We start from the raw sequence: 23870 nt of genomic DNA on the forward strand, positions 1-23870 counted from the left end.
TACGCAACTTACACATGATTGTGGATTTTTGTTAATTTTACTTCAAATTTAATTACTTCAAATTTAATTTTGCTTTAAATAAGGCCATGCCGCCCTAAGATAAATCATCATTGACCATAAGGTTAATATCACCGCAACAACCATCAAGGCATAACCCAACGTCTCCAAACTCTCCCAGTTAAGCAGCAACACAATAATGGCAATCATTTGAAATGTGGTTTTTAATTTACCCACATATGAGACCGCCACACTGGTACGATTACCAAGCTCTGCCATCCACTCACGCAGTGCAGACACAGCAATTTCACGAGAGATGATGACAATGGCACTAATCGCCATCACGATGTTTGGATGCCACTGTACCAAAACAATCAGTGCTGCTGCCACCATCAATTTATCCGCCACAGGGTCTAAAAAGCGTCCAAATGCCGAACTCTGGTTCAATTTACGTGCCAAATAGCCATCGAGCCAATCGGTCAATGCCGCCAATATAAAAACAAATGTCAGCAAAAAATGACGGAGCATGTTATCGCTGTATTCAAGCATGCCAAGGCGGGCAATGGCATTATCAGGAATGGCAGGCACACCAATGCCAAGTGCGGGGGGAATGTATGCAATTGCCACAAAGAGTGGTATCATGACAATGCGAGCAATCGTCAAGTTATTGGGCAGGGTAAAAATGCTAGTCTTATTAGGCTTATTGTTAGACATGGCAGATTAAAACATGAAAATTTGAGCCTATGATACCCTAAAATGGGGGGCTTTTGTGTAAAAATTTAAGATTTTTACACAGATTTTGGGTAAAATAAAACAATTTTCATATCTGGTTTTGTATCGTCTTATGAGTCATCTACTCCCATCATCACCCAGTACCCACTTTGATGCCATCATCATCGGAGCAGGAGCTTCGGGGCTTTTTTGTGCTTTTCATCTTGCCCAGCGTGGCAAAAGTGTGCTGGTGCTTGACCATGCCAACAAAGCAGGTAAAAAAATTCTCATGTCAGGGGGCGGACGGTGCAATTTTATCAACATGGACGTACGCCCTGAGCATTTTATCAGCCACAACCCACATTTTGTGCGTTCAGCATTAGCAAAATTCACACCCCATCATTTTATGAATTATATTTATAAACACGGCATTGGCTTTCATGAGAAATCGCATGGACAGCTGTTTTGTGATGAATCATCCAAAGATATTCTAAACATGTTACTAAACGAGTGTCACCATCATGGCGTTACCATTTGGCTAAATACAAAAATTAACACCATCAACAAAAATAATGAATTCATCCTAAGCACACATAAAGACAGCCGTGAGCACATCTTATCTGCTCGCTCACTCATCATCGCCACAGGTGGCTTATCCATTCCCACACTTGGGGCAAGTGGTTTTGGTTATGAGGTGGCAACTCAGTTTGGGCATCATATACTACCAACATCAGCAGGGCTTGTACCATTTACCTTTACCGACCATGTCGGACACATGGCAAAAGCATTAAGTGGCATTAGCACGGATGTCATCGCTTTTAATGATAAAGCCCAATTTGCCCTACCGCTTCTATTTACCCATCGGGGTCTGTCTGGCCCTGCCATGCTCCAACTGTCCAATTATTGGCAATTAGGTGAACACATTCACATCAACCTACTACCACACACAGATGCAGGCAAATTATTAATCAAACACAAAAACGCACACCCCAAACAATACATTCGCACCGCCTTAGCACCATATTTTGCCAAAAAATTATTATTGGCGTTGGAGAGCAACTTTTGGCATACTTACAAAGACAGCGAACTTGGCAACATTAAAGACAAAGAACTCATCACCCTTGGTGATACCTTAAATGACTGGCAAATCAAGCCATCAGGCACCGAAGGCTACCGAGTGGCAGAGGTAACTCGTGGCGGTGTGGATACTTGTGAAGTATCTGGCAAAACCTTTGAAAGCAAGCTGTGCGATGGATTGTACTTTATCGGCGAGGTACTAGATGTTACAGGTTGGCTTGGCGGTTATAATTTTCACTGGGCATGGGCAAGTGGTTTTGCTTGTGCAATGGCGGTATAAAACCTAACAGATTTTTAGCCATTTTTACACAAAAATGACTTGATAAAATACGCAATCTTTTTTAAAATGCCTTAAAAATACCTTAAAAGCAATCATTGCCTTGCTTTTTAAAAAGCCAATGACAAAAATGCAAAATCAAATACATATTTATTTTAGGAAAATATAAAGCGGATTTAATTTTTAAATGGTTTTTAATAATTTGCTTAAACAAATAGGATGACCCATGCAATTTAAATTTTTGGACAATATCACAGGATTTGGCGATAAAGATTGGTCAAAGCAATGGATAATCGCTTGGTTTGTGGTTGGGGTCATCGCCCTATTTGTCGGCTTTTGGCAAACCACCGAACACACAGGGCTTGACTGGTTTTATCTTATCGTCTCCTACATCGGGCTTTTGTGCGTGGTCGGCTTGTCCTTTCGCAAAAACGTCATGGGCAACGGCTTTGGTATGCTTGCCACGGCAGGCGAAGTGGTCGTGCAGGGCAGTCGTGGAGCGATTGGACTCATGCTTGCCCCACTCTTTAACTTTTTTACGCACGTTTGGGGCGTGATTTATTGGAAAAAGAACACGGACGCAGACGGCGATATGCTTCCGCAATCGGCAAATAAATATGTGTGGATAATTACCGTTTTATTTATCGGCATTGGCATTTATTTATTTCCAATTATCAATGATTGGCTTACCACTCATAATTACGCCATTTATCAAGATGACGGCACTACCTTTATGGGGATTAGCTTTTATACCATTAACATTTTGGCATTTATTTTATCCGTTACCGCCCAAGCCACGATGATAATGCGATATTCATTTAATTGGTATTTGTGGATTATTGTTAATATGGTTTGGCTTATTGTCAATATCATGACCGCCAATTATATTTTTGCCATTCAGACCATGGTTTATCAGGTCAATGCCATTGTTGGGTTATATGGCTGGTATCGCAGTGAAAAGATAAATAAAGCCAAAATAAATAATCAAAAATCCATTTAACAGTAATTTAAAAATCTTAACCTTAAATTTTTATCATGGCAAACGATTGACAATGTTTTTACAATGGGTTAAATTATATAAATAGCCATGGTTTAACCCACTTAAATAAGGACATTTTATGCACCCATTCAAATCCCAAAAACCCTTATCACTTTGGCTGTCCGAATATGCCGTCAGCCATCAAAATCCCACTAACAAACGCATTCATTATATCTGTGTGCCGATTATCTTTTTGACCATTGTCGCCCTACTTTATCACATTTCTGTGTATCTGCTCGCAGTCGTTACGATAGGCGTGCTGTGGTTTTATGTGCGATTGTCTTTGTCGTCCTTTATTGCCATGCTTGCCTTTTATGGGCTGTGTCTTGGTATTGCCGTGTTTACCCCTGTTGGTATTTGGTTTTGGGTTGGGGTGTTTGTGGTGGCGTGGATTGGGCAATTTGTTGGGCATAAAGTCGAAGGGGCAAAGCCGTCATTTTTTGAAGATTTGCAATTTTTGCTGATTGGACCTTTGTGGGTGGCATTTGCACTGCTTGGCAAAACCCCTGCCCGACAATCATAACCCCAATTTTGTCATGGCTTTTTGCTGATAAAATGATTATAATGTCATCACAATGTTCTGTTATGGCATTATTAACTTTATTTTATCAGTAATAAAGAACAAACTTGGCAAGGGATTTTTGATATTGACAATACGCCTGATAATTACGCCATTCAAGCGGTATTTTGGCAATTAAAATATAAGTGGGTAACGCAAGTGGATTATTTTAAGGCAAGATAAATGATTATTTAAACCGATTTTCAATCCTTGATGAATTGCGATAAGGTTGCAAAAATGTCATTGGTTCTTTTGGTTGATTTTCTACAAAACTAATGGTTAGAGTGTCTTTTATATCTAGAGTTTTGCTAAAAATTTCACATTGATTGTTTGGGTGGCATTAAAAAGCCTAACATCACTTACGCTCTACAAAATGAAAAAGCACCACGGTTTTTGTTCGTGGTAAGCTAAGTCGAACCACGAACAAAAACCGACCCGTAGGCAAGCTTATGGCGAACGGTTTTTGTGGCAAAATTCAATTTTGTTGGCTGTAATATAAATGTTTGGTTATTTTTAACATGTTCTTTTAATTGACTTATGGTGCGATTTAGGCTTTTTGTACCGCTATTTAGTGTAAATAAATTATTAAAAAATAATTCCAGCTTGTCGTCCCACTCCCATTCTCTATATTCTATTTTTAAAGTTACTTGCTTACAGCTTTCTAAGGAGTAAGGGAAATTTTTGATACCATCATTTTCTAACATTCTAAAATAAATGATATGCTCTTTTTTAGAAACAGTATGAATGTCATTGATTTGAATAGGAAAGACTGCACCGCCTGCAAAACTTACCGATGAATATAGACATATTGCAAATACGCTACTGCCTTTTTAAAAATCGTTACGCCAAATCCGCCCATTTGTCCTTATCCTTAAACATACATTCATCAAACACCACGCACGAGCCACATTTTGGTGAGCGAGCCATGCAAGTATAACGCCCATGCAAAATCAGATAATGATGAGCATCCACAAGATACTTGGCAGGAATGCGTGTCATAAGAGCCTTCTCTACCGCCAGCACCGTTTTGCCTGTGGCAAGTCCTGTGCGATTGCCTACCCGAAAAATGTGCGTATCTACCGCCATGACAGGCTCGCCAAAGGCGGTATTTAGCACGACATTGGCGGTTTTTCGCCCCACACCTGCCAACGCTTCTAGCTCATCTCGGGTACGTGGCACTTGTCCGCCGTGCTTGTCTAGCAGGTCTTGGCAGGTCTTGATGACGTTGGTCGCTTTGGAGTTATAAAGCCCGATTGAGTTGATGTAGCCCTTTAAGCCGTCCAGTCCCAAATCCAAAATCGCCTTTGGCGTGTTCGCCACGGGAAATAGACGAGCGGTGGCGATGTTCACGCTTTTGTCGGTGGCTTGGGCGGAGAGCATGACGGCGATGAGTAGCTCAAAATCGGACGAGTAGTTGAGCTCAGTCACAGGCTCTTTGATATGCTCGGACAGCTTGGCAAAAAACCGCTCACGTTTTTCGGCATTCATCGGACGAGATGCTGGCGTGTCGGCAGTTTTGGCAGTGGTGAGTTTCGTTTTTGTGGTTTTGGCTTGGGTGTTTTTGGCGGTCATGGCAAGGGGCTAGACAAAATCAGAATTGATGATTATTATACCACAACTGCACCGCTCGTTATTTTAAAAATCTCAATATCGTTTTTATATCTTGCTTATGATTTATTTATACCATACGCCATTATCAAATATCGCATCAAATGATTTAACACCGCTTGATAAAAAACAAATCATCGTCAATCATCGTCATACTCATTTAATTAACTTTTGCCAAAATAATCATTTACCCATACCCATTTATGATAAAGAAGATAATGGCAAACCCTTTATAAAAAATATTCCCAATCTGCATTTTAATCAATCACATTGCCAAACTGATTATGTCTTAATATATAGTTTAACCATTCAAAATATCGGAGTGGATATTGAAAATGCCAATCGTAAATTAAATAAAAACGCCCTTGCCAAACGTTATTTTCATGATGATGAATATCATGCTTGGCAAAATAGTCAAGATGATAAATTGTGGTTTGTCTATTGGACAATCAAAGAAGCGGTATTAAAAGCACATGGCTTGGGCATTCGTCTGCCACTTCATGAATTAAAGGCGGTATTTATAACGGACGATAGCGGATATGTGTGCCATGATAAGATTGGGGAATTTTATTTTAAAAACATCTGGATAGGCGAATGTGTGATAACGGTGGCATATCCGTTTTATTATGGGGTGATTTGTCTTATTGATTTGGTTGCACATTGAAATGAAAGTATGCTAATCAATAACAAATAACCAAAAAACAGCTTATGATAAAAATATTAATTTTATAATAAGCCATTGCAATAGAAAAATTAGGGTTTATTTTTGTTATTTTACACGACTAATCTCTATTAAAATACCCATATTTATACTCGTTAATCATATTTTGATCGGTAATTACCTCAAGTTTTGTCTTATCTATGCGAAATTTGATATCTTCAAATTCAACCGCAGAGCTTTTCATGATATTTACAGCTCTTTGTAAATCTTTTGATGTCTGAAAAACAGGTTGTTGGGTGTGTTGCCATTTCAGTCTAGAAAGTCTCTCATAAAGTTGTTGCTCGTTGGGGTGTTTAATGGGGTTATTGCTTGCAATCGCCATGTTTTCATATTGATAAACATAAGGGAATACACTTTTGGCAGTAAAAAAACTATGCTCAAAACCTGTGGTGTTATAAGTTACAATACCATTTGAGCTAAGAGATTTTTTAACACCTTCTAGAAATTGCTGACTTAAAACAGAAGTGGCTTGATTGCGATAGTAGTGAGTGGTATTCATTAGGATTAGGTCATATTTTTTATCCTGATTGCGATTGATAAAACGACGACCATCGTCGGTAATTATGGTAACTTTTGGATTTTCCACCAAGGCTTTCATATCGGCAGAGAAGGCTTTGAATTCGGTGTATCCAGGATTTAATTCAACAATGGTTATGCTTTCAAGGTTGGGTAGTAGAGTCAAAATTTGAGTCCAAGAACCAGTGGATAAACCAATAACCAAAACATCTTTAGCATCGGGGCGTACAACCAAAGGATAGTAGGCTCGTGATACACGATTGACGATATTAAATAGTGAAGTATTTATGTGTCCATCATAAGCGTTGCCACCATAAACAATATGTTCCCCATGACCGTCATTAAAAACCTGAATAACTCCATGCTTATTTTCTATAAGGTGTTCCAATTGCCAATCTGGGCTTTTGCCAAAATTTGAAAGGTTGTACATAAGTTTCTGCGGAAATATAAGTAATAATCCACAGGCAATCAAGGCGGTGATATTGAATATTTTATTTCTTTTGTCATCAAGACAAAAATAAGAAACAATCATGGTTGACAGGGCAATGATTAAATATACCGTTTGTGTGGTAAAATAACCTAACAGTACAAACCCAATTAAAATAGGAGCAATCGTAGAACCAACAACATTGGCAAAATATACATTAGAGATGCCAGCCCCGGTTTTATTGGTCTGTGTGCCAATGTGGTGTACAATGGGGAAAGCAACACCTCGCAAAGTGGCACAGATAATCATGCCGACAGCAAAAACAAAAACAGTAGATGCTGGGATAAAAATTAACAAAGATAAAAGTATTAAATCAGCAACCCCGGCTAATAAAAAATATTTACCAATTTCATTTAATAATTTATTAGAATTCGAAGTTTCTTGGCAAATTCTTTTGCCAAATAAAGCACCAATAGCAATACCAAATAAAAATAAAGCCAATGTTACAGAAAAGACCTGGGGCAATCCACCACTAAAAAAACCAAATAAACGAATCCAAATGACTTCTATGGATAGGCTTAGAAAGCCACTTAAAAAAGACAGAATGATTGCTTTTTTTGTTAAAGAGAGTTTTGTCATCATTTCACCTTTTTATTAAAGTAAATAAAAGCAATCATGCTTGCAATGATAAGGTTGATAAGACCAGCCAAGTAGATGGTTTGATTTAGTGTTAAAAATAAGAATAATACAAAACTTGTCATAAGACAAGCAGTCATCGCTCCAATGGTGTTGGCAAAATATAACCAACCGATGTTGTTGCCGGTATTATTATCGCGTTGATTAAGGTAGCTTGTTAGTAGTGGAAGTGTAGCCCCCATCAAAAAAGTTGGAATTATCAATAAAATAAAATTGGCAAGTGCAATGATCAATTTGCTTGATAACAAAAAGGTGTCTTGAATAAAATGTATCAGTATGGGCGACAACAAACCAAATACACCAATACCACACTCAATAAGCGCAAATATAAGAAGGAGTTTGGTAGGAAATCTATCGGCAATACGCCCACCGAAATAGCCACCAACCCCAAGACCTGCCATAAATATGGAAATGATGATTGTGGTGGCTTCTAAATCCACACCAAAGGCTTGAAAGAGCATTCTTTGCCAAGCTATCTGATAGATAAGTGCCGAAAAGCCCGAGACGAAAAAAACAATTTTGATAAAATTTTGAGATGAATTCATGTTAATTTTCTTTTATTTTAAAGTGTAGCCAAGCCACATCAACCCCTTTAAATGCAGTCAAACCCTCTTTTAGGTTGGTTAGAGGGGGTGCGTGGTCACCTACAACATACACCTCCAGTCCTTTCATGTTTTCATCATCAATTAACTGGCTTAGGGTGTGAAAAAATTGGTAGTGCAGTCTGTAATTATTGCAAGATTGCGTACTGTCTTTTAAGCCAACAGACTGGCAATCGATACCGTCAATAAATATCTTGTCATCATAAGGGGCGTGGCTATTTAAGGTAAGCCAGTATACAAAACTTTTATCAGAGCTTTGTAATGCATTTTTCACATATGGCAGTAGCTGTACATCACAACGTCCGTCAAAAGACATGCATTGACCGCCGTTAGGTAAGTCATCAACGAAATGGCGATTATCCAATCCTGCAAGAGGATACCAATAATTAGGGGAGTATAGTCGGTCATCTGCACCATAAATTGAATGGGTGGTATAGCCCTGTTGTTTTAGTAAATTAGGCAGACATTGTTCAAATTCATGAGGTGGTATGTTTTTACTATCCATAACCATAAGTTTCTTTTTGCAGAGCTCTCTAAATTCACCCATGACAGTTGCACCTACAAAGGGAAAGGAGCCTTGCTCAATGAACTGTAATTTGTCTTTTTTGTCATAAATGGGTTTGAGTATGGCTTGTTGTTGATTAGGGCGAGCAGTCTCACCCCAAGATTCACTTACCACGAATAATATTTTATCGGAAATCGGTTGCTGATTTAACACACTGTCATACAAAGGGCGACCAGCGTATTCGGTGGTTAAGTCTTCTATGGGCTTTTTATTGGTGATAGTAAGTAAGTTGGATTGACTGTTTTTAATAAAAAATATTGTTTGACTTGTAATTATTTTTTGTGGAACAAAAGACCAAGTTGTGGCAATTGCAGTAAAAATAAACAGACTTGCCCATATGTGATTTTTATTGATGTTAATTCTTTTACCAAAGAAATCTCTAACTATAAAAAAGGAGGTTAGTATAAAGATAATTGAAGAAAAAAATAGAACTTGATAGAGTGCAGGTCCACTAAAAATAAAACTAGAAAGATAAAATAAGTTGTTTAATTGTATAAATGGAAATACCTGTAAAACAATCAACAATTGCTCAATAAATAAAAATAATGATAAAAAAATAAATAATAATGTATTGCCTATAAAATTTCTTTTATAGAAAAATAAAATGAGTAACAGATAATCAATATTAATAACTGGTCTTTGAAAGCCATACTTGTAGCACACCAATAAAAATATAGCATTTATCAAAAATATGAAAGATGCTATATAGAAAATATTGGATTTTTGATAGTTTTTGTTTGCCATAGTAGGTTTTGTATTAAATAAGGTTTATTTTATCATAAAAAAGAGACTTTTCAAGCTCAATAAATCAAGATTTGAAAGCTAAAGCTTTCAAGGATTTCACAATAACTCCATTCATTTCTTCACTCCATTATCATCATCTTCCCACGCCATAAGCCGTCTTACAATTTTGCCAAATAGCGTATCCTTTTTATAATCGCCTTTTTTATTTTTATCATGAATCGACATATCGGTCAAAATAAACAACGCTTCATAAATGCTGCTTACCGCATAAATATGAAACTTACCACGCTCTACCGCCCCCACGACATTATCAGGGAGCATAAGCTGTCCGATGTTGGTTTTTGGGATAATCACGCCTTGCTCGCCCGTTAGTCCACGCTCAAAGCAAGCGTCAAAAAAGCCGATAATTTTTTCGTTCACACCGCCAATCGCCTGAGCGTCCCCAAGCTGATTCATGGAGCCTGTGATTGCAAGTGATTGATTTATAGGCACATTTGCAAGGGCGGACAGTAGCACGGCACATTCGGCAAGGGTGGCACTGTCGCCGTCAATGTGGGCGTAACTTTGCTCAAAGGCAAGGCTTGCTGAGAAGTTAAGCTCGACAAATTGGCTAAATAATGAGCGTAAAAAGCTCGTCATGATAAGCATTCCCTTAGCGTGCAAACTTCCGCCAAGCTCCACGTCTCTCTCTATGTCTAGGATTTCGCCTGTGCCAAACTTAGGGGCGATGAGCGCGGTAAGCCGAGCAGGTAAGCCAAATTCGCTGTCGGCATAGGCAATCACGGTCAAGGCGTTGATTTGCCCGACTGCTTTTCCTGTGGTATTGATGAGCTGTTGTCCGTTTTGAATCTCTTGCCAATATAATTCTTTTAAATAACCCTTTCGTTCTTTGATATCATCTAAGGCATTTTGGACATGGGTTTTATTGACGGTTTTGAGGATATTTTTATTATCATTTTCATGAGAATGATAATAAAACTGCCGTGCCGATTCTACCACAAGTTGTAATAATCTGTCGCTGTGCAAATCCAATTTGTCTTTATCGTCAGCATAGACGGACAATTCGTCCAATATCGCACCAAAGGCAGTATTATCAAATATGGGCAAGTCTTGTTTTTTTATCATGTCGGCAATTTTTCCAATGATAAATAATTCGCTGTCGTGATTGCGTGGCAAGGTGTCATTAAAATCGGCTCGGATTTTAAATAGGTTATTAAATTCAGGTTCAAATTCTAATAATTCATAATATAAATCAGGCTCGCCCAATAATATCACTTTTACCGATAATGGCGTACTATCAGGCGATAAAGATACCGAGCCTGTTAGGGTTAGCATTTGTTCAAGGCTTGATATGCTAAGCGATTTTGATTGCAAAGCTCGCTTTAATCCTTGCCACGCATAGGGGTGTTCTAATAGCGATGACGCTTCTAATAACAAATATCCGCCATTGGCTTTATGCAATGCCCCTGCCCGTATCATGCTCGCATCTGTCAAAATCGTGCCAAGCTGAGTGATGTATTCAATATGCCCCAACAGATTGGGGTGGGTTGGCATATCTTCAAAGACAATGGGCGAACCGCTATTTGGCGTATGGCTGACCGCCACATTGACATAATAGCGATTGGGGATATTTGCCGTTTTTACCATAAAGTCTTCATCATGCTCTACGATAAATAGGATATTTTCTATGATGTCTTTTTGATAGTCGTTTAAATATTGGCTGATTTTTTTATCGGATTTTGCAACATATTTTTTTAAAATGGGGGTAAATAATGGCGTGATGATTTTAATCAAAAGCGTTTCGTGAAGTTCATCTATTTTTTGATTGACTTCATCATCTAAATTGTCCAATTCTATGTTTATTTTGGTTAATTTTTTTTGTAATTTATCAAGGGCGGTATTGTTAATGGGTTTTTTGTCATCAATGGGGGTAAATACTGCTTTTTGGTCGGCAGAGTGTAATAAGGTCAAATTATGACTTTTGGCGGTGGCGTTGATTTCATCAAGCAAATTTCTTTCTTGTTTTTGGGCGGATTGCTTAATGGCGGTAATGCTGTTTTGGTAGCTAATACTATTAAATTTGGCGATGATTTTTTTATACAATTCATGCCAAAGTTTGTGCATATCTTTGGCAAAAATCGCCCCTTGACAGCTTGGCAGGGTCAGTGCAATGGGGTGGCGAGGTGCGTCAAAATTATGCACATACACCAAGTCGGGCGGGGTCGGCTCGTGTTTGGCACGCTCGGCAAGCAGGCGTGTGATGAGCGTGCGTTTGCCAAGCCCGTTTTCGCCCACGGCAAAGACGTGGTAGCCGTTTGCCTTGATGTCAAGGGCGGTCTGTATGGCATTGACGGCTCGGCGTTGCCCAAAGTGGTGCGGTGCGGGGCGTGCGTGCGTGCTGTCGGGCGGTAGGGCGTGGGTGTCGGTGTAGCGTTTTAGGGCGGTAGGCGGTAGGCGGTAGGCGGTGAATTGGTCGGTCATTGTTGTTATTAAAATATGAAAAAGGGATATTTTAACAGATTAAAACGTGATAAAATAGGGGATTTACAAATTGACGGTGTTTTTGCGTTCGCCCTGAGCTTGTCGAAGGGTGTATAGCAAAAAGCCGTTAAAATCAACTTAAACAACCCAATTATTATTTATAAAAACATGACTTATCATAAAATATCCACCCATGCCGATGAATTTGCTCGTGAATTAGAGCGAGTTTCTGATAAGCTAAATTTAACATTTGGTGAAGTACAAATAAAACAACTGCTCGGCTATTTGGATAATCTTTTGCTTTGGACAAAAGCGTACAATCTCACCGCCATTACCGCCCCAAAAGAGGCATTTATCAAGCATATTTTGGACTGTTTGGCGATTGTGGCGGATTTGCCTTTTGCTGATAAATCAGGCATAAGCGTGCTTGACATTGGCACAGGGGCAGGTTTGCCGTCTGTGATTATCGCCATTATGCGTCCCGATTGGCACGTTACCGCCCTAGATAGCAATGGCAAAAAGGTGCGATTTATCCGTCAAATGGTGGGCGAATTGGGTCTTGCCAACGTCAATCCTGTGGCAAGTCGCATTGAGGATTTTGACGGGGCGTTTGATGTCATTACGTCTCGGGCGTTTGCAAGTTTAGATGATTTTGTCAATCTTGCCAAGCCCTATTTAAAGGCGGACGGCGTGTTATATGCCATGAAAGGTAAAGCCCCGACTGGCGATGATGTGGCAAATTTGACAGATTGGCAAATTGACATTAAGCCTATTTTTGTGCCACAAATGAGCGATGAGCGGTGTGTGGTGTATTTAAAGCGTTGGCAGTAGTTCAAAAAGTATGCTGAACTAGGTTTTCCGTTCGCCCTGAGCTTGTCGAAGGGTAGCGGAAAACCGTTATGGTTCGACAAGCTCACCACGAACGGTTTTCTTAATAGCATACTTTTTAAACCAGAACCAAAGCGTTAAAGTTATTTTAAAATTTGGACGTGTAGGGGCAATTTATTCGCCCAAAGGTATGGTTAATTAACAATACCAAAAATTGAAATATTGGGTAATTTACCCTAATCTAACAAATTGATAGTAAAGGTATTTTATGGAAATTATCGCAATCGCCAACCAAAAAGGCGGGGTCGCCAAAACCACAACGGCGGTTAATCTGGCAAGTGCGTTGGCACTTATCGGCAAAAAACGGGTGCTACTCATTGACCTTGACGCACAAGGCAACGCCACAACCAGTCTGGGGCTTGATAAAAATGAGCTAGATTATACGGTGGCGGACGTGTTGCTTGACGATGTGCCACTTGTCAAGACCATTGTGGCAAGTCAGCACCTTGATGTGGTGGGGGCAAACCGTGATTTGGCAGGGATTGATGTGTCGCTTGCGGACGTGGCGGACGCACCGCTTTTATTAAAAAATGCCCTACAAAACGCCAAGCTAGACTACGACTATGTCATCATGGACTGCGCCCCAAGTCTTAGTATGCTGACCGTGAACGCCCTTGTCGCCACAGACGGCGTGATTATCCCCATGCAGTGCGAGTATTTTGCCTTAGAAGGCATTGCTGATTTGATAGATACGATTGAAAAGCTGACCCAAATCAACCCCAAACTGCACATTCGTGGCGTGGTGCGGACGATGTATGACGGGCGAAGTACGCTTGCTCAAGATGTGTCGGCGGAGCTTGAAAATTATTTTGGCGAAAAATTGTACAAAACCGTCATTCCAAGAAGTATCCGATTGGCAGAAGCTCCAAGTTTTGGCAAATCTATTTTTGAATACGAAAAATCGTCCAAGGGGGCTATCGCTTATCATCAGCTCATGAATGAAGTGTTGGGACAGCCTTAACTACACAATGGGCTTTCTGCGATAAAACAAAATCCCTGGAATCGACAGCCCCAACACCAATGCCGAGATGACAAAAATCGCTTCAAAAAAGTAAGTCATCATCAGTACAAACAGCTCCATACTAAACCCAAAATACCCTATCTGCACCATACTCACCATTGCCTTATACGCCACGATACCCGGCATGAGAAAAATCACGCTCGGCACGATGAGTGCCTTTGGCGGTAGCCCATGTTGCTGAGCAAAATACACCCCCAAAAAGCTCGGCAACATCGCCCCAAAAAATGTCGCCACCGCCAGATGACTCCCCACCGCCAACAGCCCTGTTTTGGTAACATAACCCAATGCCGTCATGATAAGACACAGCCCGACATAACGTCTCGGTAGCGTAAACATCAAGCACCACCCCAGCGTAATCACGCAAGACAGCCCCACATTCGTCAGTAGCGTTAGCACGGTCATCACAGCCCCCAATGCGGTATGCGTAACAAAATCAAGGCGATGACAATCCCCACACACGCCGACAACGTCAGCATGGTTGCAAACATCCACCGCCCTACCCCCATGTTGATATACCCCTTTAAAATGTCCGATAAGGCGTTAATGATAGGAAAGCTCGGCACCAGTAACAGCACGCTAGACGCCACCGCCACATCGGCATTGACCCCCAGCTCTAAAAAGTACGCCACCGCCCCAAGTAAAGTCGCCACAAAGGCGGTGATGATGACCACCACAAAAGGGTTAAAATGATGAGCGGACAGATACATGCGAGTGCGTATGGCACAAAACCCTGCCACGAGCGTTACCAGCGAGATAGCCAAACCACCGCCGTTAAGATAAGCAAAACAAGCACAGGACATACCCACAAAAAATGCCATGAGCGTGTTGGGATATGTGGTGCGGTCAATATTATCCAGTCGCTTTTCGGTGTGGGTAACGGCGTGTTCGTCTCGTCCGCCTGCTTGTCTTTGACGTTCGACATCTAGGACGATTTGCTGAATCTGCACCAAGATACTCACATTAATCCCCTGATGAACGGTGTTGCGTACGGTTGTGATACAATGTCCATTATACAGCGTGGTGAGCGTAATGGCATTAAAAGACAATCCGCATTCCACGCCCCCAACGCCCAACGCCACGCCCAAACGTTTGGTCAAATCCACCACAACCACTGACTCCGCCCCATACTGCATGAGCAACAACGCACAGCGAACGCACAGGCGAGTGATTCGCTGTTGCTCTTCGTGCGACAGATAGGGCAGTTTTTTGGGCATCACATCGGACATGGCAGAGATAACGGCAAATGGCTAAGAATAAGGCGATTATTGTAATCCAAAATGGACGAAAAATACAGTATGAACTCGCCTAATAAAAAACGCACTTGATATCATCAAATGCGTTTTTGGTAAGTCTTATCAATTACAATTTAGAAGTCAGCTCAGGCACTGCCACTTGATAATCCGCTTCCAAGAAATAATCCGCCACACTCGCAATCGGAGCTTCTGGGTCGGTGTTAATCGCCACAATGGTCTTAGAGTCTTTCATACCTGCTAGGTGCTGAATCGCTCCCGAGATACCCACGGCAATGTACAGATTTGGGGCAACGATTTTGCCGGTTTGACCCACTTGCAAATCATTGGGTACAAAACCTGCGTCCACCGCCGCACGGCTAGCACCCATGGCGGCACCGAGTTTGTCCGCCAGTGGCTCGATGTATTTGGTAAAGTTCTCGCCACTTGCCAACGCTCGTCCGCCTGATACCACGATATTGGCAGATGTTAGTTCTGGACGGTCAGATTTGGCAAGCTCTTCACCCACAAAGCTAGATTTGCCACTATCACCGCCCACGCTCACGCTCTCAACGCTTGCACTACCGCCTGTGGCAGGTGCCGAGTCAAACGCTGTACCACGCACGCTTAGCACGATTTTATCTTCTGCCGATTGTACGGTTGCTGTGGCGTTACCTGCATAGATAGGACGCTCAAAAGTCTTGGCATCAATCACTGCCGTGATGTCTGATACCATGCTCACATCAAGCAGAGCTGCCACACGGGGCAAAAAGTTCTTACCTGTCGTGGTCGCAGGGGCGATGATGTGGCTATATGCACCGGCAAGCTCTACCACCAATGGGGCGACATTTTCGGCAAGCTGATTGGCAAAGGCAGGGTTATCAGCAAGTAGCACTTTACTCACGCCTGATACTTGGGCGACGCTGTCGGCAACGGCTTGGGCGTTTGAGCCTGCCACTAATACATGAATGTCGCTGTCAATTTGACTGGCGGCGGTGATTGTGGCAAGGGTCGCCGATTTTAATTCTTGGTTGTCGTGTTCAGCATAAACTAATACGGTCATGGCTGTATCCTTTTTATCTTTACAATAGTCAAATAAATGGTCAAATTAATTTGGGAGATGTAAGGGCAAATCACATTTGCCCTAATTTGGACTTATGGGTGAATAAATCACCCCTACATTTCCACATTTTAATTAATTTTGAAATTACTTTAAATTACCTTCGCTTCGTTTTTAAGCTTATCAATCAACTCATCAACGCTCGCCACTTTTACGCCTGCACTACGCTCGGCAGGGGCTTTGACTTTTAATGTGGTCAGTTTAGATGTCATGTCCACGCCAAAATCGGCAGGGGTTTTGGTGTCTAGTGGCTTTTTCTTGGCTGCCATGATATTAGGTAGTTTTGGAAAGCGTGGCTCATTAAGACGCAAATCTGTGGTAACAACCGCAGGCAGTGGCAAATTCACGGTTTGCAAACCACCGTCAATCTCACGAGTTACTTTGACCGCACCGCCTTCTACCACCACTTCGGATGCAAAGGTGCCTTGACCGACATTCATGAGTGCCGCCAGCATTTGCCCTGTTTGGTTATTATCATCATCAATGGCTTGCTTGCCGAGTAGGATAAGCTCTGCCCCTTCGGCTTCTGCCACGCCTTTTAGGATTTTGGCGACTTGTAGCGGATATGGTTTGGCGTCCGTCTCAACCAATACCCCACGGTCAGCACCTAATGCCAATGCCGAACGCAGTTGTTCTTGCGATTGACTGGTGCCGATAGATACAGCGATAATCTCGCTTGCCACGCCCTTTTCCTTTAAGCGAACCGCTTCTTCAATGGCAATTTCACAAAATGGGTTTACGCTCATCTTGGCGTTGGTCAAGTCCACGCCAGACTCATCTGCTTTAACACGCACTTTGACGTTGTGGTCAACAACACGCTTGACGGCAACTAATACTTTCATGGTTACTCCGTTTTTTGGGTTTTAAAAATTTAATAAAAATATATCACATTTATCAGCTTTATGCCATGCTAGATTGTCTAAAATTTACAAATTTTGGTCAAATACTTAACGTGAATGAGCAGTCATTTTTATTTTTGGCGGTTTGGGTATATGGAAATTAGGTAATGAAAAACAGCACTCTTTTAAAAATCTAACCATAGGATAAATTGCAATTTACCCTTACACGCTTTTCCAAAACATAATCCTTTAACGTTAAAATACACCAATGACAGTAAAGTGCGTACCACACACCCTACCATGCGACAAATGAATTTTTTAAAATTAGCATGGGTGCGAATTAGGGTTAATTGATTATACATTGCTAAAATAACAAAAACAAAAAGCACCCAAATTGCTTTGAGTGCTTAATCAATGATATTGGCAATTAGATTTTTTCAATCTCTTCGGCTTGTGGGCCTTTTTTGCCTTCGCCTAGAATGAACGCCACTTTTTGACCTTCGGCTAGGGTTTTAAAACCAGAACCAGTAATGGCACTGTAATGGGCGAATACGTCTTGACCGCCTGCGTCTTGGGCGATAAAACCAAAACCTTTGGCTTCATTGAACCATTTAACGGTACCAGTAACTTTGTTTGACATGAGAGTTTTCCTTGAAAATGGGGAAATAATGGCAAAATGCCGTGAAAATATTTATGTTGCCAAAACCGCAAAATAAGTTAAAGATACGACGCTTAAACTCTATATCAAACCGATAAGTTGCCTTAATGGTTCAGTAATAAATCTAACATACGCCCTGATACCAGCACTCGTCCGCAAGTTATCAAAGTCGTTTTTTCGCACAAGGCGAGCAAAACACAATCTATGGTACATAAATACCGTACAGCTAGTATAACAAAGTTTTCATCAAAAAGGGGATTTATTTTTGTAATTTTACAAAAAAGGCAAATCGGTATAAGGCAAGGCAAGCATACTCACGCAAAGCACGGCAAACACAAGGGCAAACGACTGCGAATAGGTGAGATATTTGCTTGGTAGGACAATGTCTTTTGGGTCATCAGGCAGGTCATCTCCGATGAGTTTCGCCCCTTTTATCCAGCTTAGCAATGAATACACGCCATACACCACTGGCACACTCATCAATACCCCGTCAAATTCTAGAAAATACAACGCAAGCCCCGACACGATGAGCCATGATGACGTTAAAATGCTAATAACGACAAAGGGCGTGTTTTGGGGCAATTTGCCACCGTTACGGGCAACCCACGCCGACTCCACCCAAATCAAAATGGCAATGATAAGACTTGCCAAAATATACAAAATGGCAAAATCGGACAAACTGTTTAAAAAATGGTGAATATTATAAGCTATCATTAAAAAATAAATCTGCACAAATGTGCTATTATACGCTGATTGGGGCGTGCTGGCAAGGCATGAAAAAACAACCGCCCACATGGACGGTCATTTTTATTTAAAAAGAAAATTAAATTAGTTTTTCTCTTTATCAATGATTTTGTTACCGCCAATCCAAGGCATCATCGCACGAAGTTTTGCCCCAGTTTTTTCAATTTCATGCTCGGCAGTGTTACGGCGACGGGCAGTCATTGACGGGTAGTTTAGCTGACCTTCGGCGATAAACATTTTGGCATATTCGCCTGATTGGATACGCTTCAATGCATTTCTCATTGCTTCACGAGATTGGTCGTTGATGACTTCTACGCCTGTAACGTATTCGCCATATTCTGCGTTGTTAGAAATTGAGTAGTTCATGTCGGCAATACCGCCTTCGTACATCAAATCTACGATGAGCTTCAATTCGTGCAAGCACTCAAAATACGCCATTTCAGGGGCATAGCCTGCTTCTACTAGGGTTTCAAAGCCCATTTTGACAAGCTCAACCGCACCACCACACAGAACGGCTTGTTCGCCAAATAGGTCGGTTTCGGTTTCGTCTTTAAAGGTTGTCTCAATGATGCCCGAGCGACCACCGCCCACGCCTGACGCATAAGACAAAGCCACTTGCTTGGCGTTGCCTGACACATCACGCCAGATAGCGATAAGGTCGGGGATACCACCGCCTTTAACGAATTCAGAACGCACGGTATGACCAGGGGCTTTTGGAGCAACCATAATCACATCAAGGTCGGCACGGGGCTCAACTTGGTTGTAATGAATGGCAAAACCGTGAGCAAAGGCAAGGGTTGCACCTTGTTTGATATTTGGCTCAATGGTCTCTTTATAAAGCTGACGCTGAAATTCATCAGGGGTCAAAATCATCACCACGTCTGCACCAGCGACCGCATCGGCAGTTTCGGCAACTTTTAGACCAGCGTTCTCGGCTTTTTTCCAAGAAGCAGAGCCTGCACGCAAGCCTACGGTTACATCAACGCCAGAATCTTTTAGGTTTAGGGCGTGGGCGTGACCTTGTGAGCCGTAGCCGATAATGGCAACTTTTTTGCCTTGAATGATAGACAAATCACAATCTTTGTCATAATAGATGTTTAAGCTCATACGAGTTTCCTTAAAATAATGCCCGTAATTTAAGGGCGTGGGTTAATTAAAAACTTATTCTGTTTAGATAATTATTGACTTTTTTATCAAAAGAAAAAATTACGCTATTATCAATGATGCGATAAGCAATTAATAAGCAATCCATAGAAGTTTCTTTAAAAATTGATAAGGATTTTAGGATAACTGACTTATTTTCACTTTCAATCACATCATTTTCAAATAGTATCAAAAGTTTATCAGCAATCAATGCTCCGTCAATTTTATAAACGCTTTGTAATACGTGAATGACTTCATAAATGACGGCATTTAAACAAATCACATCATTATCATCAATGATTTGCTTGGCTTGTTGGCTTAATATATCGTGGTATTGCAATAAAAAACGCAACAAAATATTTGTATCAATCAATGCCATATTTTTTCCTGATTGCCATCTCTACCGCTTGTTCTTCTTTTGGCATTAAGTCAGAATTCGCAAATTGTGCCAACCCCCCTGCAAAATCGGATTTTTTGGTTGGTTGTGATACAAATTGATGTAAGGGCATTAAATGCACCTGCTCATCTTTGACAATGACTTGTAGTTGTTTTTCATCTTTGATGTATGCCTGCACCATTGGCGGTAGGCTGGCAAGCTCTATAATCATTTTTATCTCCTTAAATCATTTTGGTAGATAATCAATACTAATCATCTATCATGATTAACGGCTCATAATGTCGCTCTACATCAGCAGATACCACGCCCCACGCAGACAAACGCACACGAGCTTGATGAAAGTCGAAGGCTTCTTTGTTCACAAATTCTTCATAAACCCAAAACTTATCGACATCGCTGTTGTCTTGTGTGATTTGAAATATCAAACAACCACTTTCTTGGCGTGTTAAGTCAATGTGTTTTTTAAGTTCATCTAAAATAACTTGCCGATTGGTTTTAGGAATGATGATATGACCTTTTAAGACAACTTTTGCCATCACAAAGAAAGCGTCCGCTCGCCCCGTGCAATACCAATCACGCCAGAGCGTACCACTTCTAGGATTTTATCACGTCCGATGACATCAATAAAACCGTCTAGCTTGCCTGCATCCCCTGTGATAAGAATGGTATAAAGGTTTGCCGACACGTCCACGATTTGGGCTCGGAATATGTCCGCTGTACGGTACACTTCTTCACGGTATGCCCCTGTCGCTCGTACTTTGATTAGCATAAGCTCACGCTCAATCTGACTACCGCCAGAGACTTCCGATAGATTTTGGACTTTGACCACTTCAATGAGTTTATGAAGTTGTTTGGTAATCTGCTCAATCTTATCGGCCGTGGTAATCGTGGTTAGGGTAAGCCGTGATAACGTCGGGTCTTCGGTGGCAGCAACGTTTAGCGTATCAATGTTATAACCACGCTGACTAAACAGCCCCACCACACGAGACAGCGAGCCTGCTTCGTTTTCCATAAGTACCGAAATCAAGTGTTTTTGTAACTGTGCCATTAGGTACGCTCCCCTTTTGATAACCACATATCACGCATGGACTGCCCTGCCACTTGCATGGGATAGACGTGCTCACTTCTGTCCACATACACATCAATAAATACCAAACCGTCCATTTCTAGGGCTTCTTTTAACTCTTGTTCCATAGTGGCAGGATTGGTAATTTTTACGCCTTTATGCCCATAGCTTTCGGCAAGTTTGACAAAATCAGGCAAGGATTTCATATAGCTTTGGGCGTGGCGACCTTCATACAGCATATCTTGCCACTGCTTTACCATACCAAGTTGGGCGTTGTTTAAGTTTAAAATCTTAACAGGCAAATTATACTGCAAGCACGTTGATAGCTCTTGGATATTCATCTGAATGGAGCCTTCGCCTGTGATACAGACGACCGTTTTTTCAGGGCAGGCAAGTTTTGCCGCCATGGCATAGGGTAGACCTACGCCCATGGTGCCAAGTCCGCCAGAGTTTAGCCATTGGCGTGGCTCGTCATATTTATAATATAAAGCAGCGAACATTTGGTGCTGACCGACATCAGACGTGATAATTGCTTTACCGTCCGTGAGTTTACACAGCGTTTCAACGACTCGTTGTGGCATAATCGCATGAACAGGTGCGTCCGTGTCATCGCCATAACGCAAGCCATGACGTTTACGCCATTCGTTGATTTGTGTCCACCAATCAGCAAGGGCGTGTTCGTCTAGGCGTTTGTCGCTGGATTTGACAATGCTCACCATTTCGGTCAAGACAGGCTTGACATCGCCCACGATAGGGATATGGGCGTTAATGGTTTTTGAGATAGACGTTGGGTCAATGTCAATATGGATAATGGTTGCGTTTGGGCAGAATTTTTTGACGTTGTTGGTAACACGGTCATCAAACCTTGCCCCCACCGCCAAAATAACGTCCGCATGGTGCATGGTCATGTTGGCTTCATAAGTGCCGTGCATACCGAGCATACCGACAAACTGCTCGCTCGTGGCAGGATATGCCCCTAGCCCCATGAGCGTGTTGGTAACGGGCAAGTTTAACAAATTGGCAAGTTCACGCAGTTCATCGCTTGCCCCGCCTTGTACCACGCCACCGCCTGAGTAGAGTACAGGGCGTTTGGCGGAGAGTAGCAAATCCACCGCTTTTTTGATTTGACCGCTATGTCCTTTGGACGTTGGCTGATAAGAGCGAATGTGAATCTCGCTTGGCATAACGTAGTCAAATTTATCGGCAGGGTTCGTCATATCCTTTGGAATATCCACCACCACAGGGCCGGGACGACCTGAGCTTGCGATAAAAAAGGCTTTTTTGATAATCGTGGGAATCTCGGCAGGATTACGCACTTGAAAACTATGCTTGACCACAGGGCGAGACACGCCAATCATGTCGCATTCTTGGAAAGCATCATCGCCAATCAAGGTGCTTGGCACTTGCCCTGCCAGTACCACCATAGGAATAGAGTCCATGAACGCTGTGGCAATGGCGGTTACGGTGTTGGTAACGCCCGGCCCTGACGTAGCTAGCACCACGCCTGTACGTCCTGTAACACGGCTATAAGCGTCCGCCATGTGTCCTGCCGCCTGCTCGTGGCGAACTAGGATATGCTCAATCTTGTCTTGCTTAAATAGAGCATCATAGATATGTAGCACCGCCCCACCAGGGTAGCCAAAAATATGGGTTACGCCTTCATCAACTAAGGCTTGCACAAGTAGCTCCGCCCCACTCATGGCAACGGTTTCGCCACGGGCAAGTTTGGCTTGATTTTCATGGAAATGTTTGGCAGCGTCTGCCGTCTGAGTATGCCCCGTCATGTTGGGGGCTTGGGTGGTTTGCTCTGTCATATCAATCCTTTTTCCCAAAATGGGGTTAAACAAACACAACTTACCAAAGACGTGGTACAAGGACTGACAAAGAGATGAGAATGTCGTCTTGCAGACCGGTAAGTCTTGTGCAATGTTAAATCGGTGTGAATAAACGGTAATCTATTCGCTTGGACTTAACAAACGTCTTTTTGATAAAGAACGCTGACTTCTATAACTAATTTTTATAAGTTAAAAAACTTTTGACAAATTTAGTTATTAAAATTAAGATTTGGCTATCTTACCCCAAAACATCTTTTTTGCCAATAGTTTTTTAAAGATTATTGTTAATTTTTTCAAATAACACCAAAATTTGTTCAAAAAGCGACAAATACCGCATTTATTCGCCTAATTGGTCTTGATTTTATCGTGGTTTTGTTGCAATATTAGCATTAATTTTTTGCCGATTTTGGATGGGCAATTCACACCGTCCAACAGTAAGGATTTTTTCATGAAACTTCATACCTTAACCGCCCTACTTCTTAGTGTTGTCACTTTTGGCATTACCGCCAATGCCAATACCACCATCTATGAGAGCATTGGCAAGCATGGCGAAGTGGTTTATAGCCAAATGCAACCAAAAAATACCACCAATTTTAAAGTTCACTCCATGCGTAATGATGGGCGTGTCGCTGATGCAGGTCAGCTGTCAGAACAAACCCAACAACAAGCAGCACCATCACCCGAAGCTCAGCGTATTGCCGACCTAGAACAGCAAAATCAAGCCCTACAAAATCAAGAGCTTGCCAATCGCTGTCAGTCATTGCGTGCCAACTTTGCCAACCTAACCATCGGTGGTCGTATTTTTGAGACCAACGCCAATGGCGAGCGAGTCTACCTAAATGATCAAGAGATTAGCTCAAAACGTCAGCAACACCAACAACTGATTAATCAGTACTGCCAAGGTGTATAA

At 41.7% G+C, this 23870-nt stretch carries 26 protein-coding genes; 7 read left to right on the forward strand and 19 right to left on the reverse strand.

The window, feature by feature from the left end; all coding sequences use genetic code 11:
- Positions 1-63: 63 nt before the first annotated feature.
- Positions 64-711, reverse strand: a complete 648-nt coding sequence (gene pgsA / locus AAHK14_RS13080; protein WP_065254950.1) for a CDP-diacylglycerol--glycerol-3-phosphate 3-phosphatidyltransferase — start codon at positions 709-711, stop codon at positions 64-66.
- A 130-nt stretch (positions 712-841) separates the two neighbouring features.
- On the opposite strand from pgsA, the gene AAHK14_RS13085 reads away from it, so the two are divergent.
- The 3 genes from AAHK14_RS13085 to AAHK14_RS13095 all read left to right on the forward strand — a co-directional run bounded on the left by AAHK14_RS13085 (position 842) and on the right by AAHK14_RS13095 (position 3624).
- On the forward strand, positions 842-2065 hold the full coding sequence (locus tag AAHK14_RS13085; protein ID WP_065254949.1) for an NAD(P)/FAD-dependent oxidoreductase: 1224 nt from the start codon (positions 842-844) through the stop codon (positions 2063-2065).
- Between the two features lie 223 nt (positions 2066-2288).
- Positions 2289-3062 (forward strand): nicotinamide riboside transporter PnuC, encoded by a 774-nt coding sequence (gene pnuC / locus AAHK14_RS13090; RefSeq protein ID WP_065254948.1) that lies wholly within the window; start codon positions 2289-2291, stop codon positions 3060-3062.
- A 118-nt stretch (positions 3063-3180) separates the two neighbouring features.
- Positions 3181-3624: an Mpo1-like protein gene (locus AAHK14_RS13095; RefSeq protein ID WP_065254947.1), complete on the forward strand. Its 444-nt coding sequence runs from the start codon at positions 3181-3183 to the stop codon at positions 3622-3624.
- Between the two features lie 443 nt (positions 3625-4067).
- Here the strand turns inward: AAHK14_RS13095 and AAHK14_RS13100 are convergent, their stop codons facing one another.
- Together AAHK14_RS13100 and nth are read right to left on the reverse strand one after the other, a co-directional pair.
- The gene (locus AAHK14_RS13100) at positions 4068-4364 is read right to left on the reverse strand and encodes a hypothetical protein (protein ID WP_065254946.1); all 297 of its coding nucleotides are present in this window, start codon (positions 4362-4364) and stop codon (positions 4068-4070) included.
- Between the two features lie 136 nt (positions 4365-4500).
- Positions 4501-5148, reverse strand: coding sequence for an endonuclease III (nth, locus tag AAHK14_RS13105; RefSeq protein ID WP_065254980.1), 648 nt, complete (start codon positions 5146-5148; stop codon positions 4501-4503).
- Between the two features lie 181 nt (positions 5149-5329).
- Between nth and AAHK14_RS13110 the strand changes: the two genes are divergently transcribed.
- Positions 5330-5932 (forward strand): 4'-phosphopantetheinyl transferase superfamily protein, encoded by a 603-nt coding sequence (locus tag AAHK14_RS13110; RefSeq protein ID WP_065254945.1) that lies wholly within the window; start codon positions 5330-5332, stop codon positions 5930-5932.
- 118 nt (positions 5933-6050) lie between these two features.
- Here AAHK14_RS13110 and AAHK14_RS13115 read toward each other — a convergent pair whose 3' ends face one another.
- The 4 genes from AAHK14_RS13115 to AAHK14_RS13130 all read right to left on the reverse strand — a co-directional run bounded on the left by AAHK14_RS13115 (position 6051) and on the right by AAHK14_RS13130 (position 12020).
- Positions 6051-7571 (reverse strand): spermidine synthase, encoded by a 1521-nt coding sequence (locus AAHK14_RS13115; RefSeq protein ID WP_065254944.1) that lies wholly within the window; start codon positions 7569-7571, stop codon positions 6051-6053.
- Entirely contained in the window at positions 7571-8173 is a 603-nt protein-coding gene (locus tag AAHK14_RS13120) for a fused MFS/spermidine synthase (protein WP_065254943.1), read from the reverse strand. The genes AAHK14_RS13115 and AAHK14_RS13120 overlap by 1 nt, the downstream gene beginning before the upstream one ends.
- Before the next feature lies 1 nt (position 8174).
- On the reverse strand, positions 8175-9539 hold the full coding sequence (locus AAHK14_RS13125) for a sulfatase-like hydrolase/transferase (protein WP_065254942.1): 1365 nt from the start codon (positions 9537-9539) through the stop codon (positions 8175-8177).
- A gap of 111 nt (positions 9540-9650) precedes the next feature.
- A complete protein-coding gene (locus tag AAHK14_RS13130; protein ID WP_065254941.1) occupies positions 9651-12020 on the reverse strand; it encodes an ATP-binding protein in 2370 nt (789 codons plus the stop codon).
- Between the two features lie 168 nt (positions 12021-12188).
- Between AAHK14_RS13130 and rsmG the strand changes: the two genes are divergently transcribed.
- Together rsmG and AAHK14_RS13140 are read left to right on the forward strand one after the other, a co-directional pair.
- Positions 12189-12851 carry a 16S rRNA (guanine(527)-N(7))-methyltransferase RsmG gene (gene rsmG / locus AAHK14_RS13135; protein ID WP_065254979.1) on the forward strand — a complete coding sequence of 221 codons (663 nt, stop codon included), beginning with the start codon at positions 12189-12191 and terminating at the stop codon, positions 12849-12851.
- Positions 12852-13116: 265 nt separating this feature from the next.
- On the forward strand, positions 13117-13869 hold the full coding sequence (locus AAHK14_RS13140) for a ParA family protein (protein ID WP_065254978.1): 753 nt from the start codon (positions 13117-13119) through the stop codon (positions 13867-13869).
- Here AAHK14_RS13140 and AAHK14_RS13145 read toward each other — a convergent pair whose 3' ends face one another.
- The 12 genes from AAHK14_RS13145 to AAHK14_RS13200 all read right to left on the reverse strand — a co-directional run bounded on the left by AAHK14_RS13145 (position 13870) and on the right by AAHK14_RS13200 (position 22825).
- A complete protein-coding gene (locus AAHK14_RS13145; RefSeq protein ID WP_065254977.1) occupies positions 13870-14331 on the reverse strand; it encodes a threonine/serine exporter family protein in 462 nt (153 codons plus the stop codon).
- Complete coding sequence (locus tag AAHK14_RS13150; RefSeq protein ID WP_062498115.1) at positions 14331-15155, reverse strand: threonine/serine exporter family protein; 825 nt, start codon at positions 15153-15155, stop codon at positions 14331-14333. Before AAHK14_RS13150 ends, AAHK14_RS13145 begins: the two co-directional genes overlap by 1 nt.
- A 133-nt stretch (positions 15156-15288) precedes the next feature.
- Positions 15289-16221: an FAD-binding protein gene (locus tag AAHK14_RS13155; protein ID WP_065254976.1), complete on the reverse strand. Its 933-nt coding sequence runs from the start codon at positions 16219-16221 to the stop codon at positions 15289-15291.
- 149 nt (positions 16222-16370) lie between these two features.
- Positions 16371-17120 carry an electron transfer flavoprotein subunit beta/FixA family protein gene (locus AAHK14_RS13160; RefSeq protein WP_065254975.1) on the reverse strand — a complete coding sequence of 250 codons (750 nt, stop codon included), beginning with the start codon at positions 17118-17120 and terminating at the stop codon, positions 16371-16373.
- Between the two features lie 424 nt (positions 17121-17544).
- On the reverse strand, positions 17545-17757 hold the full coding sequence (locus AAHK14_RS13165) for a cold-shock protein (protein ID WP_062498109.1): 213 nt from the start codon (positions 17755-17757) through the stop codon (positions 17545-17547).
- A 291-nt stretch (positions 17758-18048) separates the two neighbouring features.
- On the reverse strand, positions 18049-18570 hold the full coding sequence (locus AAHK14_RS13170) for a hypothetical protein (RefSeq protein WP_083108092.1): 522 nt from the start codon (positions 18568-18570) through the stop codon (positions 18049-18051).
- A 33-nt stretch (positions 18571-18603) separates the two neighbouring features.
- Positions 18604-19626: a ketol-acid reductoisomerase gene (gene ilvC, locus AAHK14_RS13175; RefSeq protein ID WP_065254974.1), complete on the reverse strand. Its 1023-nt coding sequence runs from the start codon at positions 19624-19626 to the stop codon at positions 18604-18606.
- Between the two features lie 46 nt (positions 19627-19672).
- Positions 19673-20041 (reverse strand): PIN domain-containing protein, encoded by a 369-nt coding sequence (locus AAHK14_RS13180; protein ID WP_194092531.1) that lies wholly within the window; start codon positions 20039-20041, stop codon positions 19673-19675.
- Positions 20028-20270, reverse strand: coding sequence for a hypothetical protein (locus AAHK14_RS13185; RefSeq protein WP_062498099.1), 243 nt, complete (start codon positions 20268-20270; stop codon positions 20028-20030). Before AAHK14_RS13185 ends, AAHK14_RS13180 begins: the two co-directional genes overlap by 14 nt.
- Positions 20271-20307: 37 nt before the next feature.
- Entirely contained in the window at positions 20308-20595 is a 288-nt protein-coding gene (locus tag AAHK14_RS13190; protein ID WP_062498097.1) for an antibiotic biosynthesis monooxygenase, read from the reverse strand.
- Positions 20595-21107 (reverse strand): acetolactate synthase small subunit, encoded by a 513-nt coding sequence (gene ilvN / locus AAHK14_RS13195; protein WP_063514543.1) that lies wholly within the window; start codon positions 21105-21107, stop codon positions 20595-20597. The genes AAHK14_RS13190 and ilvN overlap by 1 nt, the downstream gene beginning before the upstream one ends.
- A complete protein-coding gene (locus AAHK14_RS13200; protein WP_227514644.1) occupies positions 21107-22825 on the reverse strand; it encodes an acetolactate synthase 3 large subunit in 1719 nt (572 codons plus the stop codon). The genes ilvN and AAHK14_RS13200 overlap by 1 nt, the downstream gene beginning before the upstream one ends.
- Positions 22826-23408: 583 nt before the next feature.
- Here AAHK14_RS13200 and AAHK14_RS13205 point away from each other — a divergent pair.
- Positions 23409-23870: a hypothetical protein gene (locus AAHK14_RS13205; RefSeq protein ID WP_062498091.1), complete on the forward strand. Its 462-nt coding sequence runs from the start codon at positions 23409-23411 to the stop codon at positions 23868-23870.

The sequence above is a fragment of the Moraxella sp. K1664 genome (assembly GCF_039693965.1).
GTDB lineage: Bacteria > Pseudomonadota > Gammaproteobacteria > Pseudomonadales > Moraxellaceae > Moraxella.